The sequence below is a fragment of the Flavobacterium sp. AC105 genome (genome assembly GCF_979258495.1).
Map to the genome: position 1 here is coordinate 956025 of NZ_OZ409860.1, position 21997 is coordinate 978021.

The 21997-nt window shown below is 32.5% G+C and carries 20 protein-coding genes; 12 read left to right on the forward strand and 8 right to left on the reverse strand.

Translation table 11 applies throughout. The features are described from left to right. The first annotated feature begins 12 nt into the window (after nt 1-12). Nucleotides 13-1515 (forward strand): SusD/RagB family nutrient-binding outer membrane lipoprotein, encoded by a 1503-nt coding sequence (locus ACZ0AH_RS04215; protein WP_463474602.1) that lies wholly within the window; start codon nt 13-15, stop codon nt 1513-1515. A gap of 196 nt (nt 1516-1711) precedes the next feature. On the opposite strand, the gene ACZ0AH_RS04220 is transcribed toward ACZ0AH_RS04215, so the two are convergent. Further along, nucleotides 1712-2614 carry a DUF6607 family protein gene (locus tag ACZ0AH_RS04220; RefSeq protein WP_463474603.1) on the reverse strand — a complete coding sequence of 301 codons (903 nt, stop codon included), beginning with the start codon at nt 2612-2614 and terminating at the stop codon, nt 1712-1714. A 104-nt stretch (nt 2615-2718) separates the two neighbouring features. Between ACZ0AH_RS04220 and ACZ0AH_RS04225 the strand changes: the two genes are divergently transcribed. From ACZ0AH_RS04225 to ACZ0AH_RS04255, 7 genes are all read left to right on the forward strand, one after another. After that, nucleotides 2719-4830, forward strand: a complete 2112-nt coding sequence (locus ACZ0AH_RS04225) for a TonB-dependent receptor plug domain-containing protein (RefSeq protein ID WP_463474604.1) — start codon at nt 2719-2721, stop codon at nt 4828-4830. A gap of 15 nt (nt 4831-4845) precedes the next feature. Continuing rightward, nucleotides 4846-5925 carry an HmuY family protein gene (locus ACZ0AH_RS04230; protein WP_463474605.1) on the forward strand — a complete coding sequence of 360 codons (1080 nt, stop codon included), beginning with the start codon at nt 4846-4848 and terminating at the stop codon, nt 5923-5925. A 372-nt stretch (nt 5926-6297) separates the two neighbouring features. Further along, nucleotides 6298-7650: a signal recognition particle protein gene (gene ffh / locus ACZ0AH_RS04235; protein WP_099709438.1), complete on the forward strand. Its 1353-nt coding sequence runs from the start codon at nt 6298-6300 to the stop codon at nt 7648-7650. Between the two features lie 129 nt (nt 7651-7779). Further along, complete coding sequence (locus tag ACZ0AH_RS04240; protein WP_463474606.1) at nt 7780-8664, forward strand: bifunctional 5,10-methylenetetrahydrofolate dehydrogenase/5,10-methenyltetrahydrofolate cyclohydrolase; 885 nt, start codon at nt 7780-7782, stop codon at nt 8662-8664. A 651-nt stretch (nt 8665-9315) separates the two neighbouring features. Continuing rightward, on the forward strand, nt 9316-9930 hold the full coding sequence (locus ACZ0AH_RS04245) for a hypothetical protein (protein ID WP_463474607.1): 615 nt from the start codon (nt 9316-9318) through the stop codon (nt 9928-9930). A 4-nt stretch (nt 9931-9934) separates the two neighbouring features. Next, nucleotides 9935-10231: a winged helix-turn-helix domain-containing protein gene (locus ACZ0AH_RS04250; protein ID WP_463474608.1), complete on the forward strand. Its 297-nt coding sequence runs from the start codon at nt 9935-9937 to the stop codon at nt 10229-10231. A gap of 52 nt (nt 10232-10283) precedes the next feature. Continuing rightward, entirely contained in the window at nt 10284-11675 is a 1392-nt protein-coding gene (locus ACZ0AH_RS04255; protein WP_463474609.1) for a DUF4153 domain-containing protein, read from the forward strand. A gap of 71 nt (nt 11676-11746) precedes the next feature. On the opposite strand, the gene rluF is transcribed toward ACZ0AH_RS04255, so the two are convergent. The 3 genes from rluF to ACZ0AH_RS04270 form a co-directional block, all read right to left on the reverse strand. Continuing rightward, nucleotides 11747-12598, reverse strand: coding sequence for a 23S rRNA pseudouridine(2604) synthase RluF (gene rluF / locus ACZ0AH_RS04260; protein WP_463474610.1), 852 nt, complete (start codon nt 12596-12598; stop codon nt 11747-11749). 147 nt (nt 12599-12745) lie between these two features. Next, nucleotides 12746-13090, reverse strand: coding sequence for an antibiotic biosynthesis monooxygenase family protein (locus tag ACZ0AH_RS04265; protein WP_463474611.1), 345 nt, complete (start codon nt 13088-13090; stop codon nt 12746-12748). A gap of 15 nt (nt 13091-13105) precedes the next feature. After that, entirely contained in the window at nt 13106-14257 is a 1152-nt protein-coding gene (locus ACZ0AH_RS04270; RefSeq protein ID WP_463474612.1) for a cytochrome P450, read from the reverse strand. Nucleotides 14258-14320: 63 nt separating this feature from the next. Between ACZ0AH_RS04270 and ACZ0AH_RS04275 the strand changes: the two genes are divergently transcribed. After that, on the forward strand, nt 14321-15001 hold the full coding sequence (locus tag ACZ0AH_RS04275; RefSeq protein WP_463474613.1) for an ArsR/SmtB family transcription factor: 681 nt from the start codon (nt 14321-14323) through the stop codon (nt 14999-15001). 162 nt (nt 15002-15163) lie between these two features. On the opposite strand, the gene ACZ0AH_RS04280 is transcribed toward ACZ0AH_RS04275, so the two are convergent. From ACZ0AH_RS04280 to ACZ0AH_RS04290, 3 genes are all read right to left on the reverse strand, one after another. Further along, nucleotides 15164-16021 (reverse strand): alpha/beta fold hydrolase, encoded by an 858-nt coding sequence (locus tag ACZ0AH_RS04280; RefSeq protein ID WP_463474614.1) that lies wholly within the window; start codon nt 16019-16021, stop codon nt 15164-15166. 179 nt (nt 16022-16200) lie between these two features. Further along, a complete protein-coding gene (locus tag ACZ0AH_RS04285; RefSeq protein WP_463474615.1) occupies nt 16201-16980 on the reverse strand; it encodes a zinc ribbon domain-containing protein in 780 nt (259 codons plus the stop codon). A 3-nt stretch (nt 16981-16983) separates the two neighbouring features. Next, entirely contained in the window at nt 16984-18078 is a 1095-nt protein-coding gene (locus ACZ0AH_RS04290) for a Nif3-like dinuclear metal center hexameric protein (RefSeq protein WP_463474616.1), read from the reverse strand. 175 nt (nt 18079-18253) lie between these two features. On the opposite strand from ACZ0AH_RS04290, the gene ACZ0AH_RS04295 reads away from it, so the two are divergent. From ACZ0AH_RS04295 to lpxK, 3 genes are read left to right on the forward strand one after another with little or no spacing between them, the layout of a single operon-like run. Beyond that, on the forward strand, nt 18254-18502 hold the full coding sequence (locus ACZ0AH_RS04295; protein ID WP_463474617.1) for a DUF2683 family protein: 249 nt from the start codon (nt 18254-18256) through the stop codon (nt 18500-18502). After that, on the forward strand, nt 18478-18759 hold the full coding sequence (locus tag ACZ0AH_RS04300) for a Txe/YoeB family addiction module toxin (protein WP_463474618.1): 282 nt from the start codon (nt 18478-18480) through the stop codon (nt 18757-18759). The genes ACZ0AH_RS04295 and ACZ0AH_RS04300 overlap by 25 nt, the downstream gene beginning before the upstream one ends. 4 nt (nt 18760-18763) lie before the next feature. Further along, nucleotides 18764-19786: a tetraacyldisaccharide 4'-kinase gene (gene lpxK, locus ACZ0AH_RS04305; protein ID WP_463474619.1), complete on the forward strand. Its 1023-nt coding sequence runs from the start codon at nt 18764-18766 to the stop codon at nt 19784-19786. Nucleotides 19787-19816: 30 nt separating this feature from the next. Here the strand turns inward: lpxK and ACZ0AH_RS04310 are convergent, their stop codons facing one another. After that, nucleotides 19817-21988 carry a tetratricopeptide repeat-containing hybrid sensor histidine kinase/response regulator gene (locus ACZ0AH_RS04310; RefSeq protein WP_463474620.1) on the reverse strand — a complete coding sequence of 724 codons (2172 nt, stop codon included), beginning with the start codon at nt 21986-21988 and terminating at the stop codon, nt 19817-19819. Nucleotides 21989-21997 lie beyond the last annotated feature (9 nt).

The window sequence follows — 21997 nt, forward strand, 5'->3', positions numbered from 1 at the left end:
TAAAGAAATATCATGAAAAAAATAATTTATTTTTTAAGTATCGTTTTACTTGTAAGTTCTTGTAGTGATTTGAACGACTTAAATAATGATGAAAAAAATTCGTCAAAAGTACCAGCTAGTTCATTGTTTACAAGTGCAGCAAAAGGTATTGCCGAGCAAGTTGTAAATACAAGTGTAAATAAAAATATTTTTAGGTTAGTTAACCAGCAATGGACAGAGACAACTTATACGGATGAATCAGTTTATCAATGGACAACCCGAAAAATATCTGATAATCATTGGGGAGCCTTTTATGCGGGTACAAGTACTAATGACGGTTCTCTTGATGATTTATCTAATGCAAGGAAATTTATAGAAAGTGAAGAAATTTTAGCTTCAGATCCTCAATTTGCTGCTAAAACATTTGTCAGGAATAATCAACTTGCCATGATAGATATTCTGACTGTTTATTCGTTTCAGATTTTAGTCGATACTTTTGGAGATGTACCTTATTCAGAAGCTCTTAAAGGATCTGAAAACTATTTGCCCAAATACGACAAAGCAATAGATATCTACAAAGATTTAATTGTACGTCTTGATAATGACATTGCAAAAATAAATACATCATATCCCGGTTTTGGAAATGCAGATGTAATTTATGGTGATAAATTGACGCAATGGATAAAATTTGCAAATGGTATTAAGTTGAAATTAGGGATAAACCTTAAGGCTTCAGGATTAGAAAATGCTATTGCTGATGCGGCTATTATTTCAGCTTCACAAGGAGTTTTTACTTCAAATGGAGATAATGCAAAAATTTCATATCAAGTTAGTGTTCCCAATACAAACCCGGTTTATGTAGAATTAGTTTTTGGAGGAAGACATGATTTTGTCCCTGCAAAACCTTTTGTAGATGCATTAGTTGCTAAAAACGATCCGAGAACAAAAGTTTATTTTGCTCAAAATTTAAAAGATGATGATGGGAGTCCGTTACCTTATAAAGGCGGGGTAGTAGGAATTAAAAATAGCTTTGGAAAATTTACGCATGTGGGTGATACAATTCAGTTGCCTGATTTTAAAGGAACATATTTAGATTATGCTGAAGTTGAATTTTTATTGGCCGAAGCTGTTGAAAGAGGAGTTGCAGTAAGTGGAAGTGCAGAATCTCATTATAATAATGGAATCAAAGCTTCAATGAAAGATTGGGGAATAACACAAGGAGATATTGATACTTATTTAACACAATCAACAGTTGCATATGCAAGTGCAACCGGAACCTGGCAACAAAAAATTGGAGAGCAAGCTTGGTATGCGATGTATAACAGAGGTTTTGAAGGATGGACATTTACACGAAGACTGGATTTTCCGGTTCTTTCTCCGCCATCAAATGCTGATGCTTCTGCAAATGGTCAAATTCCGTCAAGAATGACGTATCCAATTAGAGAGCAAACCTTAAATGCTACTAATTATAACGCAGCTGCGGCAGCAATTGGAGGTGATAAATTATCTACAAAATTATTCTGGGATAAAAATTAAATACGGTTTTATTCGTTATAGTATAACAAAGAATAAACCTTATATCGTTTTTAATTATTTTGAATTAGTAAGCTTTTAGTAGAAATAATAAAAAGGTAAACCGTCTGGATTCAATTTCAGGCGGTTTTTTATGGAATAGAAAAAAGCCGATAGTTTCAAAAACTATCGGCTTTTTTACAACTAACACAAATATTTTTTATTTTACGAACTTGTTGATGATAGCATCAGTTTCTGCTTTTGTAGCGTCTGGTTTTAAATCAAACAAAAGAGAATAAAGTGGTTTTCTATCTACTTTAGCTTCTAAGTTTAAGTCTTGGTGTCTGTCAAAAAGAGTTTGCCATTTGTCACGAACATTTTTCCAAAGTGCATTATTGGCAACCCACCATTTTTGTGCAGCGACACATTTTACATCCGGAACTTTAGTATAAACATCCATTCCTTTTTCCTGCGCTAATAATACATCTTTTCCACTCTCATCACGAACTAATTTGTCGTTATCTTGTTCATGATTCCATCCAGTAGAAGTGATTTCGTGAATGTTTCTTCTTTTCAAAACATTGTAATCATTACGTTTTGTTTGCTCTCTTCTTGGTAGAGGTGCATCCGCCACATTTGCCCAATAATCTTGTCCATCAACATGTACCCAGGTTGAAGATCCTTCATAACGAGGACTATCATCTACTTGATATACTTTTTGAGTCCATTGACCTTTTACCGCTTTCTTGTCCAGTTTTTTGTATTTCCAGGAAGAACCTTTATCAAATGAATATAAGTCAGTGTTTTCATATAACCAATCCTGTCTCCAGTGTTTGATAATCATATCGTCACTTACAATCAATAAATGTTGCATTACGATTTTGTTTGGAGTGTCCTCTACTAATTCTACCCATTCTAAACCAGATTCATGTTTCGTTTCAGAAGGTTTATAAGCAGCAGAATCTTTAGGATACTGAAAAGTTTCTGTAAAATTAAATTTCACTTCGTAACAACCACACATTGATTTGATTGACTTAATGTCTTGTTGTTTTTTGTCCTGACTGAAACCAAGGCTGCATGTCAAAGCCATAACGGCTGAAAAATAGAGGCTTTTTGAAATCATAACGTATTGTTTTGTTTTTAAATTTCGGCAAATATATAAATTTTATTTAGAACAATTAAAAATAGTTATATATTTGCATCGATTATTAAGACTGAATAAAAATAATGAAAATAAAAATTACCCTTTTTACAGCTTTTCTTTTTTGTCAAATTTCTTTTGCGCAGGAGAAAGATTCCACAGCTGTAAATAAACTTTCTGAAGTTGTTGTTACCGGACAATTTGAACCACAATCAATAAAAAAATCGGTTTTTAATGTTCGTGTGATTTCGAGTGCCGACATTCAAAATTTAGCAGCCACAAATTTAGCAGATGTTTTAAATCAATATTTGAATATAACAGTTCGCCCAAGCAGTACTAGCGGACGTTCTACTATTTCTCTATTTGGTTTGGATGCACAGTATTTTAAAATTCTGGTAGATAATGTTCCGTTGGTTAATGAAGCAGGTTTGGGAAATAATATTGATTTATCTCAGATTAACCTGAATGATGTAGATCATATTGAAATTGTAGAAGGTTCTATGGGAGTTAGTTATGGTGCAAATGCTGTAAGTGGTGTTTTAAATATTATCACAAAGAAATCTTCAAAATATAAATGGGCAATTACAGCCTCAGTTCAGGATGAAACCGTTAATAATGAATATGCTCTTTTTGATGAAGGACGTCATATCCAGTCCTTAAAGGTTTCACACACTTTCAATAAAAATTGGTTTATTTCACTTGGGGCAAATCGTAATGATTTTCAAGGTTATCTCGACGATAAAAACGGAATAGATTATACCGAAAATGATGGCACACGAGGATATAGATGGTTGCCAAAAGACCAATTAAATGGTACGGCATTAATAGCGTATCAAAAAGATAATTTCCGTATTTTTTATAAGTTCGAATTTTTAGATGAAAATGTAGACTACTATAATAGTACTGTACAATCAGGTTTTAATAGCACTTTGGGATCATATCGTTACGCAAGTGACAAGAGATATTTAACGGATAGATATTTTCATAACTTAAATGCAACCGGAAAACTATTTTCTCAATTAAATTATAATGTTTCGCTTTCACACCAAAAGCAAGCACGTGATGTAGAAGATTTTAGATATTATTTAGCTACTAAAACCGAAGCGAATAATGTTACTGTAAAAGATCAGTCTATGGAAGTTCTTTACTCTACGGGAACTTTAAATAACTTTTTTTCAGACAAAACTGTCGATCTTCAATTAGGATACGAATTCGTAAATAACAAAGGATATTCATTGGTTCAGGAAGCCAATAACATTTTTACACCTGTTCGTAAAACGCTGGAAAACTATGATTTCTTTGCTTCTTCTGAAATTATGGCAACAGAAAGATTTTCTATTCGGCCAGGATTAAGATTTTCTGCCCAATCACAATTTGATAATCAATATGCATCCTCTCTTGGACTACGATATTTATTTGATAAAGGAATTGAACTTCGCGGTTCGTACGGAACCTCATTTAGAACTCCAACTTTTGAGGAGCTATACTCAAAACAAATTTTTGACGGACATTTCTTTACAGGAAATGAAAATCTTATTCCTGAAACAAGCTCTTCTTATGAAGCGAGTCTTAAAAAATCGTCTCTATTTTCTTCAGGAGGTCAACTTTCAAACACATTTGCAGGAAGTTATTTAAATGTTGATGACAGAATTAGTATGGCATTGGTACGATTTAATCCAGATACAGGAAATCCTGAATACCAATACATCAATATCAGCAAATACAAAATGTGGAATTTCTCTACAATGAATCAGTTTAGAAAAGACAATCTGACATTCAATTTTGGGGCTGCATTAATTGGAGTTTCACAGGAAATAAAAAATCAGGTATTTGTTTCAGATGATAGATTTCTTTATTCATTCAATTTAAACGCCAGCGTTTCCTATACAGTTCCTAAATGGAAGACGGTACTTTCAGGATATTATAAATACAATGGAAGAACCCAACAATTTATAGAAGGCAGTTCCTCTTATGTTTTGTCAGAAGTTGATCCAAGTAATTGGCTTGATGCAACTGTTAGGCAAAATTTTTTCAAAGATCATTTTGAAGTAACTGTTGGAGCAAGAAATATTCTTGATATAACAAACGTAACCCAAACCGGAACAGGCAGCGCTGCAGGTCACGCCGGAACTGGAGATGTAATGCTCGCTTATGGACGTTCTTATTTTTTAAAATTAGCATATAACCTTAATCTTTAATATAAATATAATACAATGAAAAAACTTTTATTTTTATCAATCGCTTTATTATCACTTGCAGCATGTTCAAGTGACGACGATACCACTGTTGAAATCCCAACAGTTGGAGCAACTTTACAGCCTACAGTAGGTGGACCAAATCAGCCAAATCAGGTTTATCTTGACTTAAGCTCTAAAGAATCTAAATCAGTAAACAGAACTTCTTGGGATTTCGGATTCTCAACTGGTGCAGAATTTAGAGTAATTCTTAATGGTTCTGTGAAAATGGCAGCTAAAAAATTAGAAACTTCAGATATTACCTTACCACAAACAATTGATGCAAATGTTTCAGTTGGAGCAGGAGAAAGCCCTTCTTCTAACGGATATGTTGATAATCCAACAGGAGTTTTAGCTGGAGCCGGAGCAGGAATTGGAACTGCAATTGCTGAAATTTCGGCTACAGATGCAGATAATAAAGTATACTTAGTAAATCTGGGATTTGCTGTTTCAACGGCAAAACCAAATGTTGGTTCTGTAAGTGTTGACGGAGATGCAAGAGGATGGAAAAAGGTTAGAATTTTAAGAAGCGGAAATGGATACAAAATTCAATATGCTGATTTAACTTCTGCAACTTTTACAGAAAAAACGATTTCTAAAGATGCGGCTTTCAATTTCTCATTCTTTAGTTTGACTACAGGAAACACTGTATCAGTTGAACCTGAAAAAACAAAATGGGATTTAAATTTCACAACTTTCACAAACTATTTGCCTGGAGCTGTAGAAGTAACTTATGGTTATTCTGATTTTATTGTTTCAAATGCAAAAGGAGGAACACAAGTTTACCAGGTTTTAGTATCTACTGGTGGATCTTATGCTGATTTTACAAAAGCAAAAGTTGTTGAAGCTAACTTTACAGCTTCTGTAACGGATCAAAGAGCAATTGGATCTAACTGGAGAAGTGGTGGTGGACCAACTACTTTACCAAGTATCAGAACAGATCGTTTTTATGTAGTGAAAGATGCTGCAGGAAACTACTACAAAGTTAAATTCCTTGCTATGACAAATGACGCAGGAGAAAGAGGTAACCCTACTTTAGAGTACGCCATTTTACAATAATTTTAAGTTGAAAAACTTTAAAAATAATAAAAATTGTTTTCACTCTGATTGCGGGTGAAATTATAACAATTAATATTTATTAATTTCATTTAATATAAGTAACAGTCTATTGCGGATTAATCTATGCTTTGAAAATCAATTATACAATCAACAGCATTAAAATTTAGTTAATCATTAGCTTTGTTTTTTTTATTTTTTTTTGATAAAAGAGGTTAGATTCGTCTAGCCTCTTTTTTTGTGAATTTAATTTTTAGAGACTTTCTTTTTTAAGAAAGAAAATAAAAGAGATTTAAACTTTAAACCTTTGCGCCTTTGAATCTTTGAAACTTTCTAACTTTGTTCTATATTTGCAACTTCAAAAAAAACAATACTATGTTTGATAATTTAAGCGATAAATTAGATAAAGCCTTCCATATATTAAAAGGGCACGGTAAAATTACTGAAGTAAACGTTGCCGAAACCTTAAAAGAAGTTCGTCGTGCCTTGCTTGACGCCGATGTTAACTTTAAAATCGCTAAAGATTTTACTGCCAAAGTAAAAGAAAAAGCAATTGGACAAGACGTTTTAACAACCCTACAGCCAGGTCAGTTATTAGTGAAGTTAGTAAAAGACGAACTAACCGAATTAATGGGTGGCGATGTTGCGGGAATTAATCTTTCCGGAAATCCAAGTATTATTTTAATGTCTGGATTGCAAGGTTCTGGTAAAACAACTTTCTCAGGAAAATTGGCTAACTTTTTAAAGACTAAGAAAAACAAAAAACCACTTCTTGTAGCGTGTGATATCTACCGTCCTGCGGCGATTAATCAGCTTCATGTTGTTGGAGATCAAATAGGTGTTGAGGTTTACTCAGAACCAGAAAATAAAAATCCTGTAGAAATTGCCCAAAATGCAATCAAACACGCAAAAGCAAACGGTTTCAATGTCGTTATTGTCGATACAGCGGGTCGTTTAGCAGTAGATCAGGAAATGATGGATGAAATTGCTCGTGTTCATAAAGCAATTCAGCCACAGGAAACCTTGTTTGTTGTTGATGCAATGACAGGACAAGATGCTGTAAATACTGCAAAAGCCTTCAACGATATCTTAAACTTTGACGGAGTTATTTTAACAAAATTAGATGGAGATACACGTGGTGGAGCCGCAATTTCGATTAAATCGGTTGTAAACAAACCAATCAAATTTGTAGGTACAGGAGAAAAGATGGAAGCAATTGATGTTTTCTATCCGGATCGTATGGCCGAGCGTATCTTAGGTATGGGTGACGTTGTGTCGCTTGTAGAAAGAGCACAGGAACAATTTGATGAAGAAGAAGCCAGAAAACTTCAAAAGAAAATTGCTAAAAATGAATTTGGTTTTGATGATTTCCTAACTCAAATTCAACAAGTAAAGAAAATGGGTAATATGAAAGACCTGGTTGGAATGATACCAGGAGCTTCAAAAGCCATGAAAGATGTAGAAATAGAAGATGACGCTTTTAAACATATTGAAGCAATCATTCACTCGATGACACCAATCGAAAGAAGTAAACCTGCCATAATCGACGTAAAAAGAAAAGCCAGAATCGCTAAAGGTTCCGGAACGAAAGTCGAGCAAGTAAATCAGTTAATGAAGCAATTCGACCAGATGAGCAAAATGATGAAAATGATGCAAGGTCCGGGCGGGAAAAACCTGATGAAAATGATGGGAGGCATGAAAGGAATGCCAGGCGGAATGCCGAGATAAAGAAAAATTTGTTTAAGGTTTAAAGTTTCAAGTTGTTTGGAATTTTAAACCTTAAATTTTATAACTATATTAATAATAGAGAAGCAGTTAACTTCTCACTTTTAACTCAAAACATTTAACTCAAAAGAAATGCAACTACTAGACGGTAAAAAAACAGCAGATGATATTAAAAATGAAATTGCAGCCGAAGTTCAATCTATAAAAGCAGCCGGAGGAAAAGTTCCTCATTTGGCAGCTGTTATTGTTGGAACAAATGGAGCAAGTTTAACTTACGTAGGAAGTAAAGTAAAATCTTGCCAGCAAATTGGCTTTGATTCAACTTTAGTGAGTTTACCAGAAACGATTACGGAAGCTGAGTTGCTGGATAAAATTAAAGAGTTAAATGAAGATGATGATCTCGATGGTTTCATCGTACAATTGCCTTTGCCAAAACATATCGACGAGCAAAAGATTTTAATGGCAATTGATCCAGATAAAGATGTTGATGGTTTTCACCCAACAAATTTTGGTAAAATGGCTTTAGAAATGGATACCTTTATTCCTGCTACACCATTTGGAATCATGCAATTATTAGAGCGTTACAAAGTAGAAACTGCCGGAAAACATACCGTAGTTATTGGAAGAAGCCACATCGTAGGCCGACCAATGAGCATTTTGATGAGCCGTAAAGGAAATCCAGGAGATTCAACCGTTACCTTAACACACAGCAGGACTAAAAATATAGAAGAGTTTACTAAAAATGCTGATATTATTATCACAGCTTTAGGAGTTCCAAATTATTTAAAAGCTGATATGGTAAAAGATGGCGTTGTCATTATCGACGTTGGAATTACAAGAGTTGACGATGCTTCAAACCCAAAAGGATATGTTATTACTGGTGACGTTGATTTTGACGAAGTAAGCAAAAAGTCATCTTTTATTACACCGGTTCCAGGTGGAGTAGGACCAATGACAATTGCAATGTTACTTAAAAATACGCTTTTAGCAAGAAAAATGAGAAGCGCAAAAAAATAATTATTGTTTTTCATAAACAAATAAACAAAGCCCTTTCGAAAGATTGGGCTTTTTTTAATTCAGCTTTTGGTGTATTTTTATTCAAACGCAGAAGATGGTTTTAATAAAAACAGTTAATTTAAAACATAAAAAAGTCTATTCAATCCGAGTAGACTTTTCGTTTTAATATATTGGGCGTGACCGTATCCCGATGAGAGGGCAAATTTATTTTGTGTGTATTCGCCCTCTTATCGGGATACGGTCGGGCTATCCACGCTACTTCGGTAGCCAGCTTCTATCCCTCACGCAAATCTCAAACCTTAAGACTTACTCATTCTTGCAAGGTTTTCAAAACCTTGTAGTAATAATTTTTTATATAAGAATTAATGTAGTCCTTACAGAACAAAAAAGAATTGTCAATTGTTTTTACCAATATTTAATCTCTACGAGATATTAGTTAGGATTTATATACAATAATTTAATATTCACAAATACTCCGTTAGGAGTTACATATTGGTAGAAAAACGGTACACACAACATCAAATGTCCCGTAGGGATTATATATTTTATCACCATCCAAATTCATTCAATAAAATGAATCAAAATAAAAACCAATTTTTTATTTGTCAATTCAAAATAAATAATAACTTTGTAACTCAAAGTACTTTTATTATGAATCAGAAACATCAAGAAGACTTATCGCATATTCGTTCCATGATGGAACGTTCTTCAAGGTTTATATCCTTAAGTGGACTTTCAGGTGTGTTCGCCGGATTATCTGCTTTGATTGGCGGATTGTATGTTTATCAACTGTTTAAAATAAACGGAGTCGATTATCTGGATGGAAAACACATCATAATCAATAATAATTTAGTTTCTGAATTAGTAATTAGCGGTATCGTTATTCTGGCATTTGCTTTAATTTTTGGAATTTTTTTTACAATCAGAAAAAGTAAAAAGTACGATTTGCCTATTTGGACGACTGCAACAAAAAAGATGCTTTTCAATTTAGCAATTCCTATAGTTGTTGGAGGCATATTTTGTTTGGCACTTATATACCATCAAATTTTCGTTTTGGTAGCGCCAACTACTTTAGTATTTTACGGATTAGCCTTAATAAACGCTGAAAAATATACTTTTTCAGATATTAAATACTTAGGTTTTTGTGAACTTATTTTGGGTGGTATTTCATTGTTTTTTGTTGGATATGGTTTGATTTTTTGGATAATAGGATTTGGAATTTTGCATATCTTGTACGGACTAATAATGTTCAAAAAATACAAATAAAGCAATGGGAATCATTGATAAATTAAATAAGGATTTCGAAAGTCGCGTCAGGTTAGGTATAATGTCTATTCTGATCGTGAATGAGTGGATTGATTTTACGGAGATGAAAACACTTTTGAATATCACAGATGGTAATTTAGCAAGCCATTCTTCTGCCTTAGAAAAAGCAGAATATATTGAAGTAAAGAAAGAATTCGTAGGCAAAAAACCCAAAACATCATATAAAGTGACCAATAGAGGGCGTGCAGCCTTTAAAGAACACCTTAATAGCCTTGAAAAATTAATGAAATCTAATAACTAAAATTTTTTTACCTAAATACTTTGAATTGCAAAGTGCTTTTAAATTAAACATTATGAAAAAACATCACATTATCCTAGCTTGCAGTTTGATTTTTACACTGCTATTTTACAAAGAATCATTAGGCGTTAATCTGGCTATTTTTGGCTTGGTATTAACGGGTTTAATTTGTTACTTCTTCCAGGATCGGTTTACAGACAGGTCACATTTAATTCTTGTAGTTACATCAGTTTTATCTTGTCTTGCATTTGCCTGGTATGGCGATTTTGCATCTTTTTTAGCATTAGCGATGTCCGTTCTCTTTTTACAATTTAAAACGCAGGACAATAAGCTTAAAATAATACAAATTTTTCCTCTTGTATTTTTAAATGGAATTACTTCTATTGGCCGTATTTTCATGTTCAATCAATGGATTCCGGAGCAGAAAGTCAATAACAATTTTGCTAAAAAATTAATCGCTTATTTTTTGATCCCAATTGTATTTCTATTCATGTTTTTAATAGTGTATTCTTTCGGCAGTGATCATTTCTCTTCTTTATTTCAATATAGGTTAGATCTTGATTTTTTTGAAGTCGTCCTAATAAGCATACTTGGATTTTATATCTCATTTAGCTTCTGGAATTATTGGGTTCCAGATGTTTGTTACGATAAAAATTCCCTGCTGGATAATGATTTTTCTAATATCGCCGAAGTCAAAAACCAGAATACTTTTTCTTTTCTTGATCTTGATTTCGAAAGAAAAAGTGGTGAAATCACGTTATTATTATTGAATATTATGCTTTTAGTTTTTATAGCAACGTATAATTATGAGCAGTTTTTCGAAGTAACTTCAAATACGCAGTCTCAACTTAGCGCCGCAACACACGAAAGAGTAAATTCAGTAATATTTTCTATTTTAATGGCTGTTGGTGTAATCTTATTTTACTTTAAAGGCGGATTTAATTTCGATAAAAAAGCAGCCAATCTTAAAAAACTGGCCACAATCTGGATTTTTCTAAACGGAATCTTAATCATAAGTACCATGATTAAAAACTCAGAATATGTTTCATTCTTCGGATTAACCTACAAACGATTAGGAGTTTATGCTTTCCTTATTCTTGCAATTATCGGATTAGTTTATGCTTTTTTAAAGATCAAAAAACAAAAAACAACTGCTTATCTTTTTAATCAAATGGTTTGGTATTTCTACGGAACGGCTCTTTTGTGCAGTTTTGTAAATTGGGGAAATCTAATTACCAACTATAATATAGCAGTAAACAAAGGAGTAGAACCAACATTTTTAAGCGATTTGAATTTTAATGATGAAGCGCGTAGCGCCTATTTTTCTCTTCATAAACTTGACGGAAAACAAAATGAAATTTCAAAAGAAAACCAAATAGACAGTTACCAAAATAAATCGTTTCTATCAAAAGCTTTGTATTATGAATTTATAAATACAAAGAAATAATTCAGATGAAAATCAACAATAATTTATTTTAAAAAAAAGGCTCGTTATGAAAATAACGAGCCTTAGATATTTTAATAATCTCCTTTTTTCTTAAATCGGGGATCATCTTTTGAGATAAAATCTGTTCTTCGTTTCGGAACATCATCTTTCGATATAAAATCTGTTCTTCGTCTTGGAGCTTCAGGTTTTGGTAAACTTGCTTCTTCGGTTTTGCTTGACGGTTCAATTAGGTGATTTAATTCCTTAATTTCATCATCCGTTAAATCTCTGTAACGCCCAGTCGGAATATCCAATGAAATATTAATAATTCTGATACGTTTCAAAGCCGTAACATCATAACCCAAATATTCCGTCATTCTACGAATCTGACGGTTCAAACCTTGAGTCAGGATAATTTTGAAAGTGAATTGGCTGATTTGTTCCACTTTACATTTTCGGGTAACCGTATCCAAAATCGGAACACCATTTCCCATGCGTTGTATAAAACGTTCCGTAATTGGTTTATTTACTGTAACTGTATATTCTTTTTCGTGATTGTTTCTGGCACGTAAAATCTTGTTTACGATATCACCATCATTCGTCATAAAAATCAAACCTTCGCTGGCTTTATCCAATCTTCCAATCGGAAAAATACGTTTAGGATAATTAATATAATCCACAATATTATTTCGAACTTCAAGATTGGTAGTGCATTCAATTCCAACAGGTTTGTTAAATGCCAGATACACCAATTTTTCATGTTTCTCCACAATCAATTTTCCGTCAATACGCACTTCGTCGTTTTGCGAAACTTTAGTCCCCATTTCCGGCACAACACCATTTATTGTTACGCGTCCTTCTTCAATCAATTTATCAGCTTCACGACGAGAACAATAGCCAGTTTCTCCAATAAATTTATTCAGACGTTTTAAATTCTCTTCCATCTTGCAAAAGTAAGCAAAATTTAGACTTCTTAGATTTTAGATTATTAGATCTTTAAATTGTTGGATTATTTTGAATTCTAAAAGTTCTCTATTAAAAAAACTTAGCAACTTAGCAGCTCAGAACCTTAGAATCTAAGAATAAAACCTTTATTCATGAAACTCAGAACTATCTTCGGGCGTTTCTTTTCTGTCAAACATTCCGTAATCGCGAACAACAGTTGCAATTCTTAAATGATAATCCTTAAAAACTTCATTCCGTCCTTTTGCTTGTGCATGACGATGCGTTTCGAGATTTCTCCATTGTTGGATACTTTGTTCATCTTTCCAAAACGACAATGACAAAACCTTTCCCGGATCACTAAAACTCTGAAAACGTTCTATCGAAATAAATCCTTCTATATGATCTAATTCAGGTTTTAATTTTGCGGCGATATCAAGATATTCTTCTCTTTTTCCTTCATTCGGAATAACTTCAAAAATTACAGCTATCATATTTTATTGTTTAATTTATTGTATGGATATCCAAAGGTTTTTCGGTAATCTGGCATTGACTAAAGGGTCATATTGAATATTATTTTCTAAAATTGTAATTTCTTTATAATGATCAAATAAATACAATAAAGCTTCGGTTGCTAAATTAATAGAGAAATACTTTGCCAAACACATATGCCCGCCAATTCCGAAAGTTAGATTTTCGTTATTATTTTTTCTTTCAATATCAAAATCCATTGCATTTTTAAATTTTTTCGGGTCACGATTTGCCGATGCAAGTACAACTACTATTAAATCATTTTTTTTAATGTGGCTTTCGCCGATAATAAAACCTTCATTTGCAATTCGTCTTGTATTATGAATTGGCGGGTCAAATCGCAAAGTTTCAATAACTGATTTTTGAATTTCTATTTTATCAGAAAAAGTTTTGTTGTCAATAATCTGCAATAATGAATTACTCAGAATTCCTCTTCCCGCATCATAACTCTGAATAAATAATCCAATTAAATTACTTACTATAATGATCCGAATTTGATTTGAATCAAGAGTGTATTTTTCTGAAATTTTAGAAAACAAAGATTTGTAAAATGATAAAGAAAAAAGATGTTTTTCTGTTATTAAATAGATTGTTTCTGAAATTTCATTGATATGTTTAACCTCTTCTTCCGTTTTCTTTGGAAGCATTATTTTGACTAAAGATGCTATTTTTTCCGAAATAAAAAGACAGTCATTTTTCGCAAAACCAAAACTTTTCAATAGAACCAAAATGGGTAATTTTTTGCAAACCGAATTAACCCAATCAATTTTATTCTCAATTAAATCATTTTGTAATAGTGAAGAAATAATTTCATTTATAGCAATTGATTTCATGTTTATAAATAACAATTCAGCCGTTTCTCTTGCAATTTCATGTTGAATTCCATTTGATAATCGGGTTAAATTATTCAAAATATCTAATGCATATTTATTCAGCTTTTGCTCATTATTTGAATTTATAATTGGAATTTCAGCATGAGAATTTTTTAAGATTTCAGCACAATATTCATAGGAATAGATTGCCCAGATTTGATTGGTTTCATCCCAATAAACTGGATTTTTATCCAACATTGATTTATATATGAAATAAGGATCAGAAACATCAGATTGGAGAAATAAACTGCAAGGCATATCGATTTGTTTTTAGTAAAGTTATTTAACTTTACAAATCAATACTTCATTCTGCACTTAACTATGGAAGATCAATTTGTAAAAACGGCGGCATTAATTGGCGATCCAACAAGAGCTTCAATTTTATGGACTTTGCTCGACGGAAGAGCTTTTACTGCAACCGAATTAGCAGTTGTAGCCAATACATCTCCGCAAAATATAAGCATGCATTTAGGGAAACTTCTTGAAGCTGATTTACTTTCTGTAGAAAAACAAGGTCGCCATAAATATTATAGATTTTCGAATAAAGAAGTGGGTTATGCAATTGAAGCAATGGCGAATCTTATGCCGAAGCCAGATATTCATCCAAAAAAAGAAACAAATAATTATCCGCCCATAAAATATTGCAGAACGTGTTACGATCATCTTGCAGGAAAAATTGGAGTTGCCTTAACGGATAGTTTACTAGAACAAAAAATACTTATCGAAAATAAAAGCATTTTTGAAATCACTTCTGAAGGGAAAAAGTGGTTTTCAGATTTCGGAATTAATTTAGAAGAAGCTCAAAAACAAAAACGAATATTCTTAAAACCTTGTCTTGATTGGAGCGAAAGAAGAAATCATCTCGCAGGTTCAGTAGGAGCTATGCTTTTAAATAAAATGATTACCGAAGATTGGCTCAGAAAAACAGCAAATTCAAGAGCCATAATCATTACCGGAAAAGGCGAAAAGGAATTGTTGCGGTATTTTAAGATAGTTGTTTAGAATTTAGATTTTCTTACATTTTTGTCATCCTGAGCGAAGTCGAAGGAACACAAGAAACTCCTCACAGCAAATCGTCAATGTTTGGCGAGTTACTTACGCTCATTCGACTTCGCCCAGGATGATAGAAGTATTTTCTCAAAAAGGAAAAACTTAGTGTCTTAGTTACTCAGAATCTTTAAATAGAAATTCAATCACTTTCGCATACAATTCATCGTCATGCATTCCGTGGCCTAAACCTTTCGTTTCAATAAACTGACTATTTTTCCAATTACTGGCAATTTTTTTTCCTTCTTCAAAAGCAACAATTTTATCTGAAGTATCATGTGCAATTAAACCAGCGACATTAAACTCCGAAGCGAATCTTTGTCCTGAAAAATCATCTAATTTAAAATTGAATTTAGTCATGAATTTACTTTCTAAAAGCGAAAACATTCTGGCGTTTAAACTTAACATCGAGATATAATTGTCAATCAAGGTTTTCAAATCTGAGGGCGCGCCAAGAATCACCATTTTGTTAATACTCGTATTCGGAAACAAATATTGATGATAAACGCAGGCAGCGCCGCCAATAGAATGTCCAATAATAATGGTAGGCTGATATTTTTCTACGGCTTTGTTGATGAATTCAGCATAAAGCGGAACATTAAATTCTTTTCCGCTGCTTTGTCCGTGCGCCGGAGCATCAATGGCAATAATCGTACTTCCTGATTTTTGAAGATGCGGTAATGTTTTTTTCCAGCGGGCAGCATTACTTTCCCAACCATGAACCAAAAGAATTTTGGTTTCATTCCCTTTCCAGATATACGTCTGAAAATGATGTTCATTATGATGAAACATTTCTGTTTCTGCGTTTTTTAAAACTTTAGGTAAATCATCTTTTTGTAGTCTTCCAATTCTGGGCTGGCTAAAAAGTGCGTAAGAAAGTGCAGCGGCTTTTTGTGGTCGAACGTAACTCAGAAAGTTAATGTATGATCCAACTGATTTTAATGTAATGAAACGAATTCCTTTTTTGATTCCCAAAGCAAACGGTTTAAAGATAAAATATAATTTTTCGAAACGGGATCTAAAAAGTATCGCCACGAATTACACAAATTTAGCACGAATTTTTATTCTGAGGATTTAAAAATTAGTGAAATTAATGAAATTCGTGGCGGAAAATTTTAGCAAAAAAAAATCCCGATTTGATCGGGATTTTATATTTAGAATTTAGAGAACAATTGTTCCATTTTTTCTTTTTCTTCTTCGGCTAGTGCGCTGTCAACTAAAATTCTTCCAGAGTGCTCATCAGTAATGATTTTCTTTCTTGAAGCAATTTCTACCTGAGTTTGTGGCGGAATAGTAAAGAATGATCCTGCAGATGCTCCTCTTTCGATAGATACAACTGCTAATCCGTTACGAACACTAGTTCTGATTCTAGTGTAAGCAGCTAATAATCTATCTTCAATCTGAGCAGAAAACTCAGCTGATTTCTCAGATAAGAAGATTTCTTCTTTTTGAGTTTCAGCCATAATAGCGTCTAATTCAGATTTTTTATGTTTTAAATGCGAACTTTTTGCGTCAAGTTTTTCTTTTAAATTAGAAATAACTTCTTTCTTATGTTCGATAGAAGCTTTCATTTCTTTGATTTGCTTTTCAGCCAATTGAATTTCTAATTCTTGAAATTCAACCTCTTTAGTCAACGAATTAAATTCTCTGTTATTACGAACTGATTCTTGTTGTTTTGTGTATTTTTTGATAACCTCTTTGTGCTCATCAATCGCATTTTTTTTCGATTTGATAAGATCCTCGATAACCTCAAGTTCACTTTTCAGTTTTTCTGAACGCGTGCTTAAACCTGCAACTTCATCTTCTAAATCTTCCACTTCTAAAGGAAGTTCACCTCTCACGTTTCTGATTTCGTCAATTCTAGAGTCAATAAGCTGTAAATCGTATATTGCTCTTAACTTGTCCTCAACACTTAATTCTTTCGTATTCGCCATATTCTATAAGTACTTAACTGGATTTGTATTTTCTTCTGATAAAATGATGGCAAAATTAAGGATTTTTTTTCGAAGATAATCAACAATATAGTTTTTTGTATAGCGTTCACTCTCAAAATGACCAATATCGGCTAAAAGTAGTCGGTTTTCTGCTTCGTAAAACTGATGGTATTTTAAATCAGCAGTCAAAAAAGCATCGGCTCCGGCCATAATTGCATTTTTGATGGCGAAACTTCCGGAACCTCCCAAAACAGCAACTTTCTTTATTTTTTTTCCTGTAAAGACAGAATGCCGAATGCCGCGGGCAATCATTTTGTCTTTTACAAAAAGCAGAAAATCTTTTTCATCCATTTCAGTTTCAAATTCACCAATCATTCCCAAACCAATATTTTGATGTGAATTTTGAAGATCATAAATTTCATAAGCTACTTCTTCATAAATATGATTGGTAAAAAGTGCTTTTAGAATTTTAGATTGTAAGTGTTTTTCGAACGTAACTTCAATTTTTATTTCTTCTGTTTCAGTCAATTCATGACGTTTTCCAATTACGGGATTACTGTTTGAATTGCCTTTGTAAGTTCCGGTTCCGTTTGAATTAAAACTGCAATTTTCATAATTTCCAATCGTTCCTGCGCCGGCGTCAAATAAAGCCTGACGTACTTTTTGAGCGTTATCAGGAACGGTAAAAGTCACTAATTTTTGAATAAAATTCTGCTTCGGAATCAAAACTTTTGTATTTATCAAACCTAAAGCATCACAGAAGATTTTATTAACTCCAGCCGAATGATTGTCTAAAGCGGTGTGAACGGCATAAATCGCAATATCATTTTTAATGGCTTTTAAAATCGCGCGTTCGACATAATTCTTGCCCGTAATTTTTTTGATTCCTGAAAATAAAATCGGGTGAAAACAAACCACCAAATTGCAGTTTTTTGCAATAGCTTCGTCAATTACATTTTCCAGCGCATCGTGACAAACTAAAACTCCGGTACTTTCTGTTTCAGCATTTCCGACTAAAAGTCCAACGTTGTCAAAATCTTCGGCGTAAGCCAAAGGTGCCATTTCTTCGAGAACTTTTATTATATTTTTGATTTTCATTGAATTTTGTTTCAGGTTCAAAGTTTTAGGTTTCAAGTTTTTTGTGTAATGTAAAACCTTAAACAAATTAACGAAAAATATTATACTTATTTAGTTTGAAGAAGTATGTATCTCATTTAAATTAGATATAGAAATGATATGTATTTTGTATATTTGTAGTTCTAAACCTAAAGTTATGACTACAATAAAAATTAACGAACAAACGAAGACAGGAAAAGCATTTATGGAGATGTTTGAAGCTTTTTTTAAAGGTGTAGAAGGTATTGAGATCGTTGAGCCAGCTTATGGACAGGTAAATGAAGAACGTAGTATTTATAGTTCTGAATTTATTGAAAAAGTTAAAAAAGCAGAAGAAAATATTAAGAATGGCGAAACTACAACGCTAGATCCAAATGATATATGGGGAAGTTTAGGGTTGAAGTAACTAAAAGCGCAAATCAGGATATTGAAAAACATAAAAAATCAGGAAATAAAATTTCTATTAAAAACATTACTAGAATTTTAATTGATCTAACAGAAAATCCATACGAAGGATTTGGTAGTCCTGAGCAATTGAAATATGAATATTCAGGATTATGGTCAAGAAAAATTAATCAAAAGGATCGGTTGATTTATCGTGTTGAAGTTGAAGTTGTAACCGTGTTTGTAATCTCAGCCATGGGACATTATTCTGATAAATAACTTTATGAAATTACTTCGAATATTACTTTTCCCTTTCGCCGTTTTATACGGACTTATTACTTCATTTAGGAATTTTCTTTTTGATAAAGGAATTCTAAAATCGACTTCGTTTGATATTCCTGTAATTGCAGTTGGAAATCTAAGCGTTGGCGGAACCGGAAAAACACCTCAAATAGAATATCTAATTCGATTATTATCTGATAAATATAAAATCGCTACGTTAAGTCGTGGTTATAAACGTAAGTCAGAAGGTTTTGTTTTAGCCGATTCTACTTCAAATGCTGAAATTTTGGGTGATGAACCTTTTCAGTTTTATCAAAAATTTCCAAATATTCAGGTTGCGGTTGATGCAAACAGAACAAACGGAATTACACAATTGCTTTCGCAGAATGAAAAACCACAAATAATTTTGTTGGATGATGCTTATCAACACCGAAAAGTTAAAGCTGGTTTTTATATTTTACTAAGTTCTTACGACGATTTATATGCCGATGATTTTATGCTGCCAACCGGAAATCTTCGTGAGAGTAGGAGCGGAGCCAATAGAGCCAGTATTGTAATTGTAACCAAATGCCCAAAAGATTTATCAGATACAAAACAAAGCGAAATTCGCTTAAAGTTAAAGCTGAGCAGTTCGCAGCAATTGTATTTTACTTTTATCGATTATGATAATGCTATTTATAGTAAAGATGAAAAAATTGCGGTTAATGAAGTCAAAAGTGAATCAAAATTGCTTTTGGCGGGAATTGCAAAACCAAAACCGTTTTTTGATTTTCTAAAAGATGAAAAGAACGAATGTTTGACTTTTCCGGATCATCACCATTTTTCTGATGAAGATTTAGATTCGATTCAGAATAAAGCAGAAGGCAAAAAAATAATTACAACTGAGAAAGATTATGTTCGTTTAAAAGATTCTAAATTGGTTTCGCAATTGTATTATTTGCCAATAAAAAGTACTTTCATTAATCATCAGCAAAGTTTTGATGCGACAGTTTTAGAGTATGTCAAAAATAACTTAGAATCTTAGCAGCTTAGTACCTCAGAATCTTAAAAAAAATCAATTGAAAAACTTAGCAATTGTACTATAGAATTCATCAGGAGCAAAAGGTTTTGTAATTACATCATTCATCCCGAAAGACAAAAGCATATCTCTGTTTTCGTCAAGCGAAATAGCTGTCAATGCGATAATTGGAGTCATTTTGTCAAATTCCCTGATTTGTTTTGTAGCTGTAGTTCCGTTGATTCCTGGTAAGTGAACATCCATAAGAATCATATCAAATCGCTTGATTTTTAAAAGCTCGACAGCATCCTCGCCATTATCTATAATTTCGCAGCAAATGTCTTTGTTTTCCAACATTTTTCGCGTAATCATCTGATTGATTTTGTTGTCTTCAATCAATAAAATCGATTTGTGTTTGAGTTGTTTGTCGTTGTATGGTTTAGTTTCTTCAACAATTTCTAAAGGCTCCTTATTGATGCTGAAATTTAATTTGAAGGTAAAAGTAGAACCTTTTCCAACCTCACTTTTTAGTTTTATCTCGCCGCCTAAAAGCTCAATTAATTTTTTTACAATAGTAAGTCCCAAACCGGTTCCGCCATATTTTCTGTTTACTTCTATCGATCCTTGCGAAAAACTTTCAAAAACAGATTGTAATTTGTCTTCAGGAATACCAATTCCGGTATCAACAATTTCAAAATAAATCGTCGCCGTTTCTTCTTCTAAAGCATATAATTTCGCAATAACATTTACATTTCCATTCTGCGTAAATTTTAATGCATTGTTGATTAAATTTAGGATAATTTGAGATATTTTGGTAGGATCGCCAAGTAAATTATCAGGAATTGCTTTGTCTATTTCAAGATTAAAATAGTTTTTATTGGCAGTGGCTAATTCTATCAAAGAGGTTTGAATATTGAATAAAAGCGCTTTTAAATTGAAAGAAATATTTTCGATTTCGACCTTAGTAGAATCTATTTTATTAATTTCAAGAATCTCATTGATGAAAGTAGTAAGGTAATTTCCGGAGAATTTTAGAGATTCAAGATATTTTAATTGTGTCTTTTTGGGATTGTCTTCAAGAAGCAAATGTGTGATTCCGTTAATTGCATTTAGCGGAGTCCGGAGTTCATGACTTACGGTCGATAAAAATTCTGATCTGGCTTTTGATGCTTTTTCGGCTTTGTTTTTTGCCAGAATTAGTTCTTTATTTTTTTCTCTTAAAAGTAAATTATTCTGATTCCGAATAATATTGTTTTTATATAAAGCTAAACTCAAAAGAGATAAAATAGAAATAAGAGCAATCGCTAAAATACTTACGAGTTTAGAATATCGGTATGTTTTAAGCTGAATTTTTTCTTCGTTTTCGCGTTTGATCGTATTGTTTAAAGATTGATTTTTTTTGAATTTTTGAAATTCATTCAAATCAAGCTTCGCATTTTTTAGTTTTAGAATGTAATTCTCGATTTGGTAATGTTCATCGAGATAGGAATAGGCGAGGTCAAAGTTTTTATTTTCTTTGTAATATTCACTAATCGCTAAAATGATTTTTGATTTCTGAACTAAACTATTCGTTTTCTCATTGTAATCTAAAGCTTTATCAAAATATATAATAGCCGAATCATTTCGTTTTAGTTTTGTTTCGATTAAGCCAAGCTGATAATAAGAATCTGTTTTTGTTTTTAAAAGAGAAGGATTATCCGGTCTTTCAATTATTTTTTGGAAGAACTTTGCAGCTTCGGGTAAATTATTACTTCTTTTTAATACTATTGCCTTTTGGTAATTTAAAACTTCGGCATGGTCAACAATGTTTAATTTTTTTAAAAGATCGGCTGCTTTTTTGTAATAAATGTCAGCAGTTTCATCGTTGCCTTTTGCAGTATTGGTTACGCCAATATAATGTAATGCTAAAACTTTGGTACAGGTTGGATTTATTTTATCGAAGAGAAAAACGCTTCTATGAAAATTTTTTAACGCTTCGTCATACTTTTTTTGCCCGTAATATATCTTTCCAAGTTTAAAGGTTTGATTGGCTAAGTTTTCAGCTTTGTGGTTGGTTTCGCAAAAATCGATTGATTTTTTTGTGTAAAAAATAGCCTGATCGTATTTCTTTTTATTAAGGTTTGAGTTTGCTAATTTGTTATAATAGAAAATACTATCTGTATTCTGTTTGGTTTGAGAATACAAAAACGAATTAAAAAAATAAACAAGAATAAAAAGGTGGTATTTCATGTATGGCAA

Coding starts and splice junctions, on each gene's coding strand:
- ACZ0AH_RS04215 (WP_463474602.1), top strand. CDS start 13: ATGAAAAAAATAATTTATTTTTTAAGTATCGTTTTACTTGTAAGTTCT.
- ACZ0AH_RS04220 (WP_463474603.1), bottom strand. CDS start 2,614: ATGATTTCAAAAAGCCTCTATTTTTCAGCCGTTATGGCTTTGACATGC.
- ACZ0AH_RS04225 (WP_463474604.1), top strand. CDS start 2,719: ATGAAAATAAAAATTACCCTTTTTACAGCTTTTCTTTTTTGTCAAATT.
- ACZ0AH_RS04230 (WP_463474605.1), top strand. CDS start 4,846: ATGAAAAAACTTTTATTTTTATCAATCGCTTTATTATCACTTGCAGCA.
- ffh (WP_099709438.1), top strand. CDS start 6,298: ATGTTTGATAATTTAAGCGATAAATTAGATAAAGCCTTCCATATATTA.
- ACZ0AH_RS04240 (WP_463474606.1), top strand. CDS start 7,780: ATGCAACTACTAGACGGTAAAAAAACAGCAGATGATATTAAAAATGAA.
- ACZ0AH_RS04245 (WP_463474607.1), top strand. CDS start 9,316: ATGAATCAGAAACATCAAGAAGACTTATCGCATATTCGTTCCATGATG.
- ACZ0AH_RS04250 (WP_463474608.1), top strand. CDS start 9,935: ATGGGAATCATTGATAAATTAAATAAGGATTTCGAAAGTCGCGTCAGG.
- ACZ0AH_RS04255 (WP_463474609.1), top strand. CDS start 10,284: ATGAAAAAACATCACATTATCCTAGCTTGCAGTTTGATTTTTACACTG.
- rluF (WP_463474610.1), bottom strand. CDS start 12,598: ATGGAAGAGAATTTAAAACGTCTGAATAAATTTATTGGAGAAACTGGC.
- ACZ0AH_RS04265 (WP_463474611.1), bottom strand. CDS start 13,090: ATGATAGCTGTAATTTTTGAAGTTATTCCGAATGAAGGAAAAAGAGAA.
- ACZ0AH_RS04270 (WP_463474612.1), bottom strand. CDS start 14,257: ATGCCTTGCAGTTTATTTCTCCAATCTGATGTTTCTGATCCTTATTTC.
- ACZ0AH_RS04275 (WP_463474613.1), top strand. CDS start 14,321: ATGGAAGATCAATTTGTAAAAACGGCGGCATTAATTGGCGATCCAACA.
- ACZ0AH_RS04285 (WP_463474615.1), bottom strand. CDS start 16,980: ATGGCGAATACGAAAGAATTAAGTGTTGAGGACAAGTTAAGAGCAATA.
- ACZ0AH_RS04290 (WP_463474616.1), bottom strand. CDS start 18,078: ATGAAAATCAAAAATATAATAAAAGTTCTCGAAGAAATGGCACCTTTG.
- ACZ0AH_RS04295 (WP_463474617.1), top strand. CDS start 18,254: ATGACTACAATAAAAATTAACGAACAAACGAAGACAGGAAAAGCATTT.
- ACZ0AH_RS04300 (WP_463474618.1), top strand. CDS start 18,478: ATGGGGAAGTTTAGGGTTGAAGTAACTAAAAGCGCAAATCAGGATATT.
- lpxK (WP_463474619.1), top strand. CDS start 18,764: ATGAAATTACTTCGAATATTACTTTTCCCTTTCGCCGTTTTATACGGA.
- ACZ0AH_RS04310 (WP_463474620.1), bottom strand. CDS start 21,988: ATGAAATACCACCTTTTTATTCTTGTTTATTTTTTTAATTCGTTTTTG.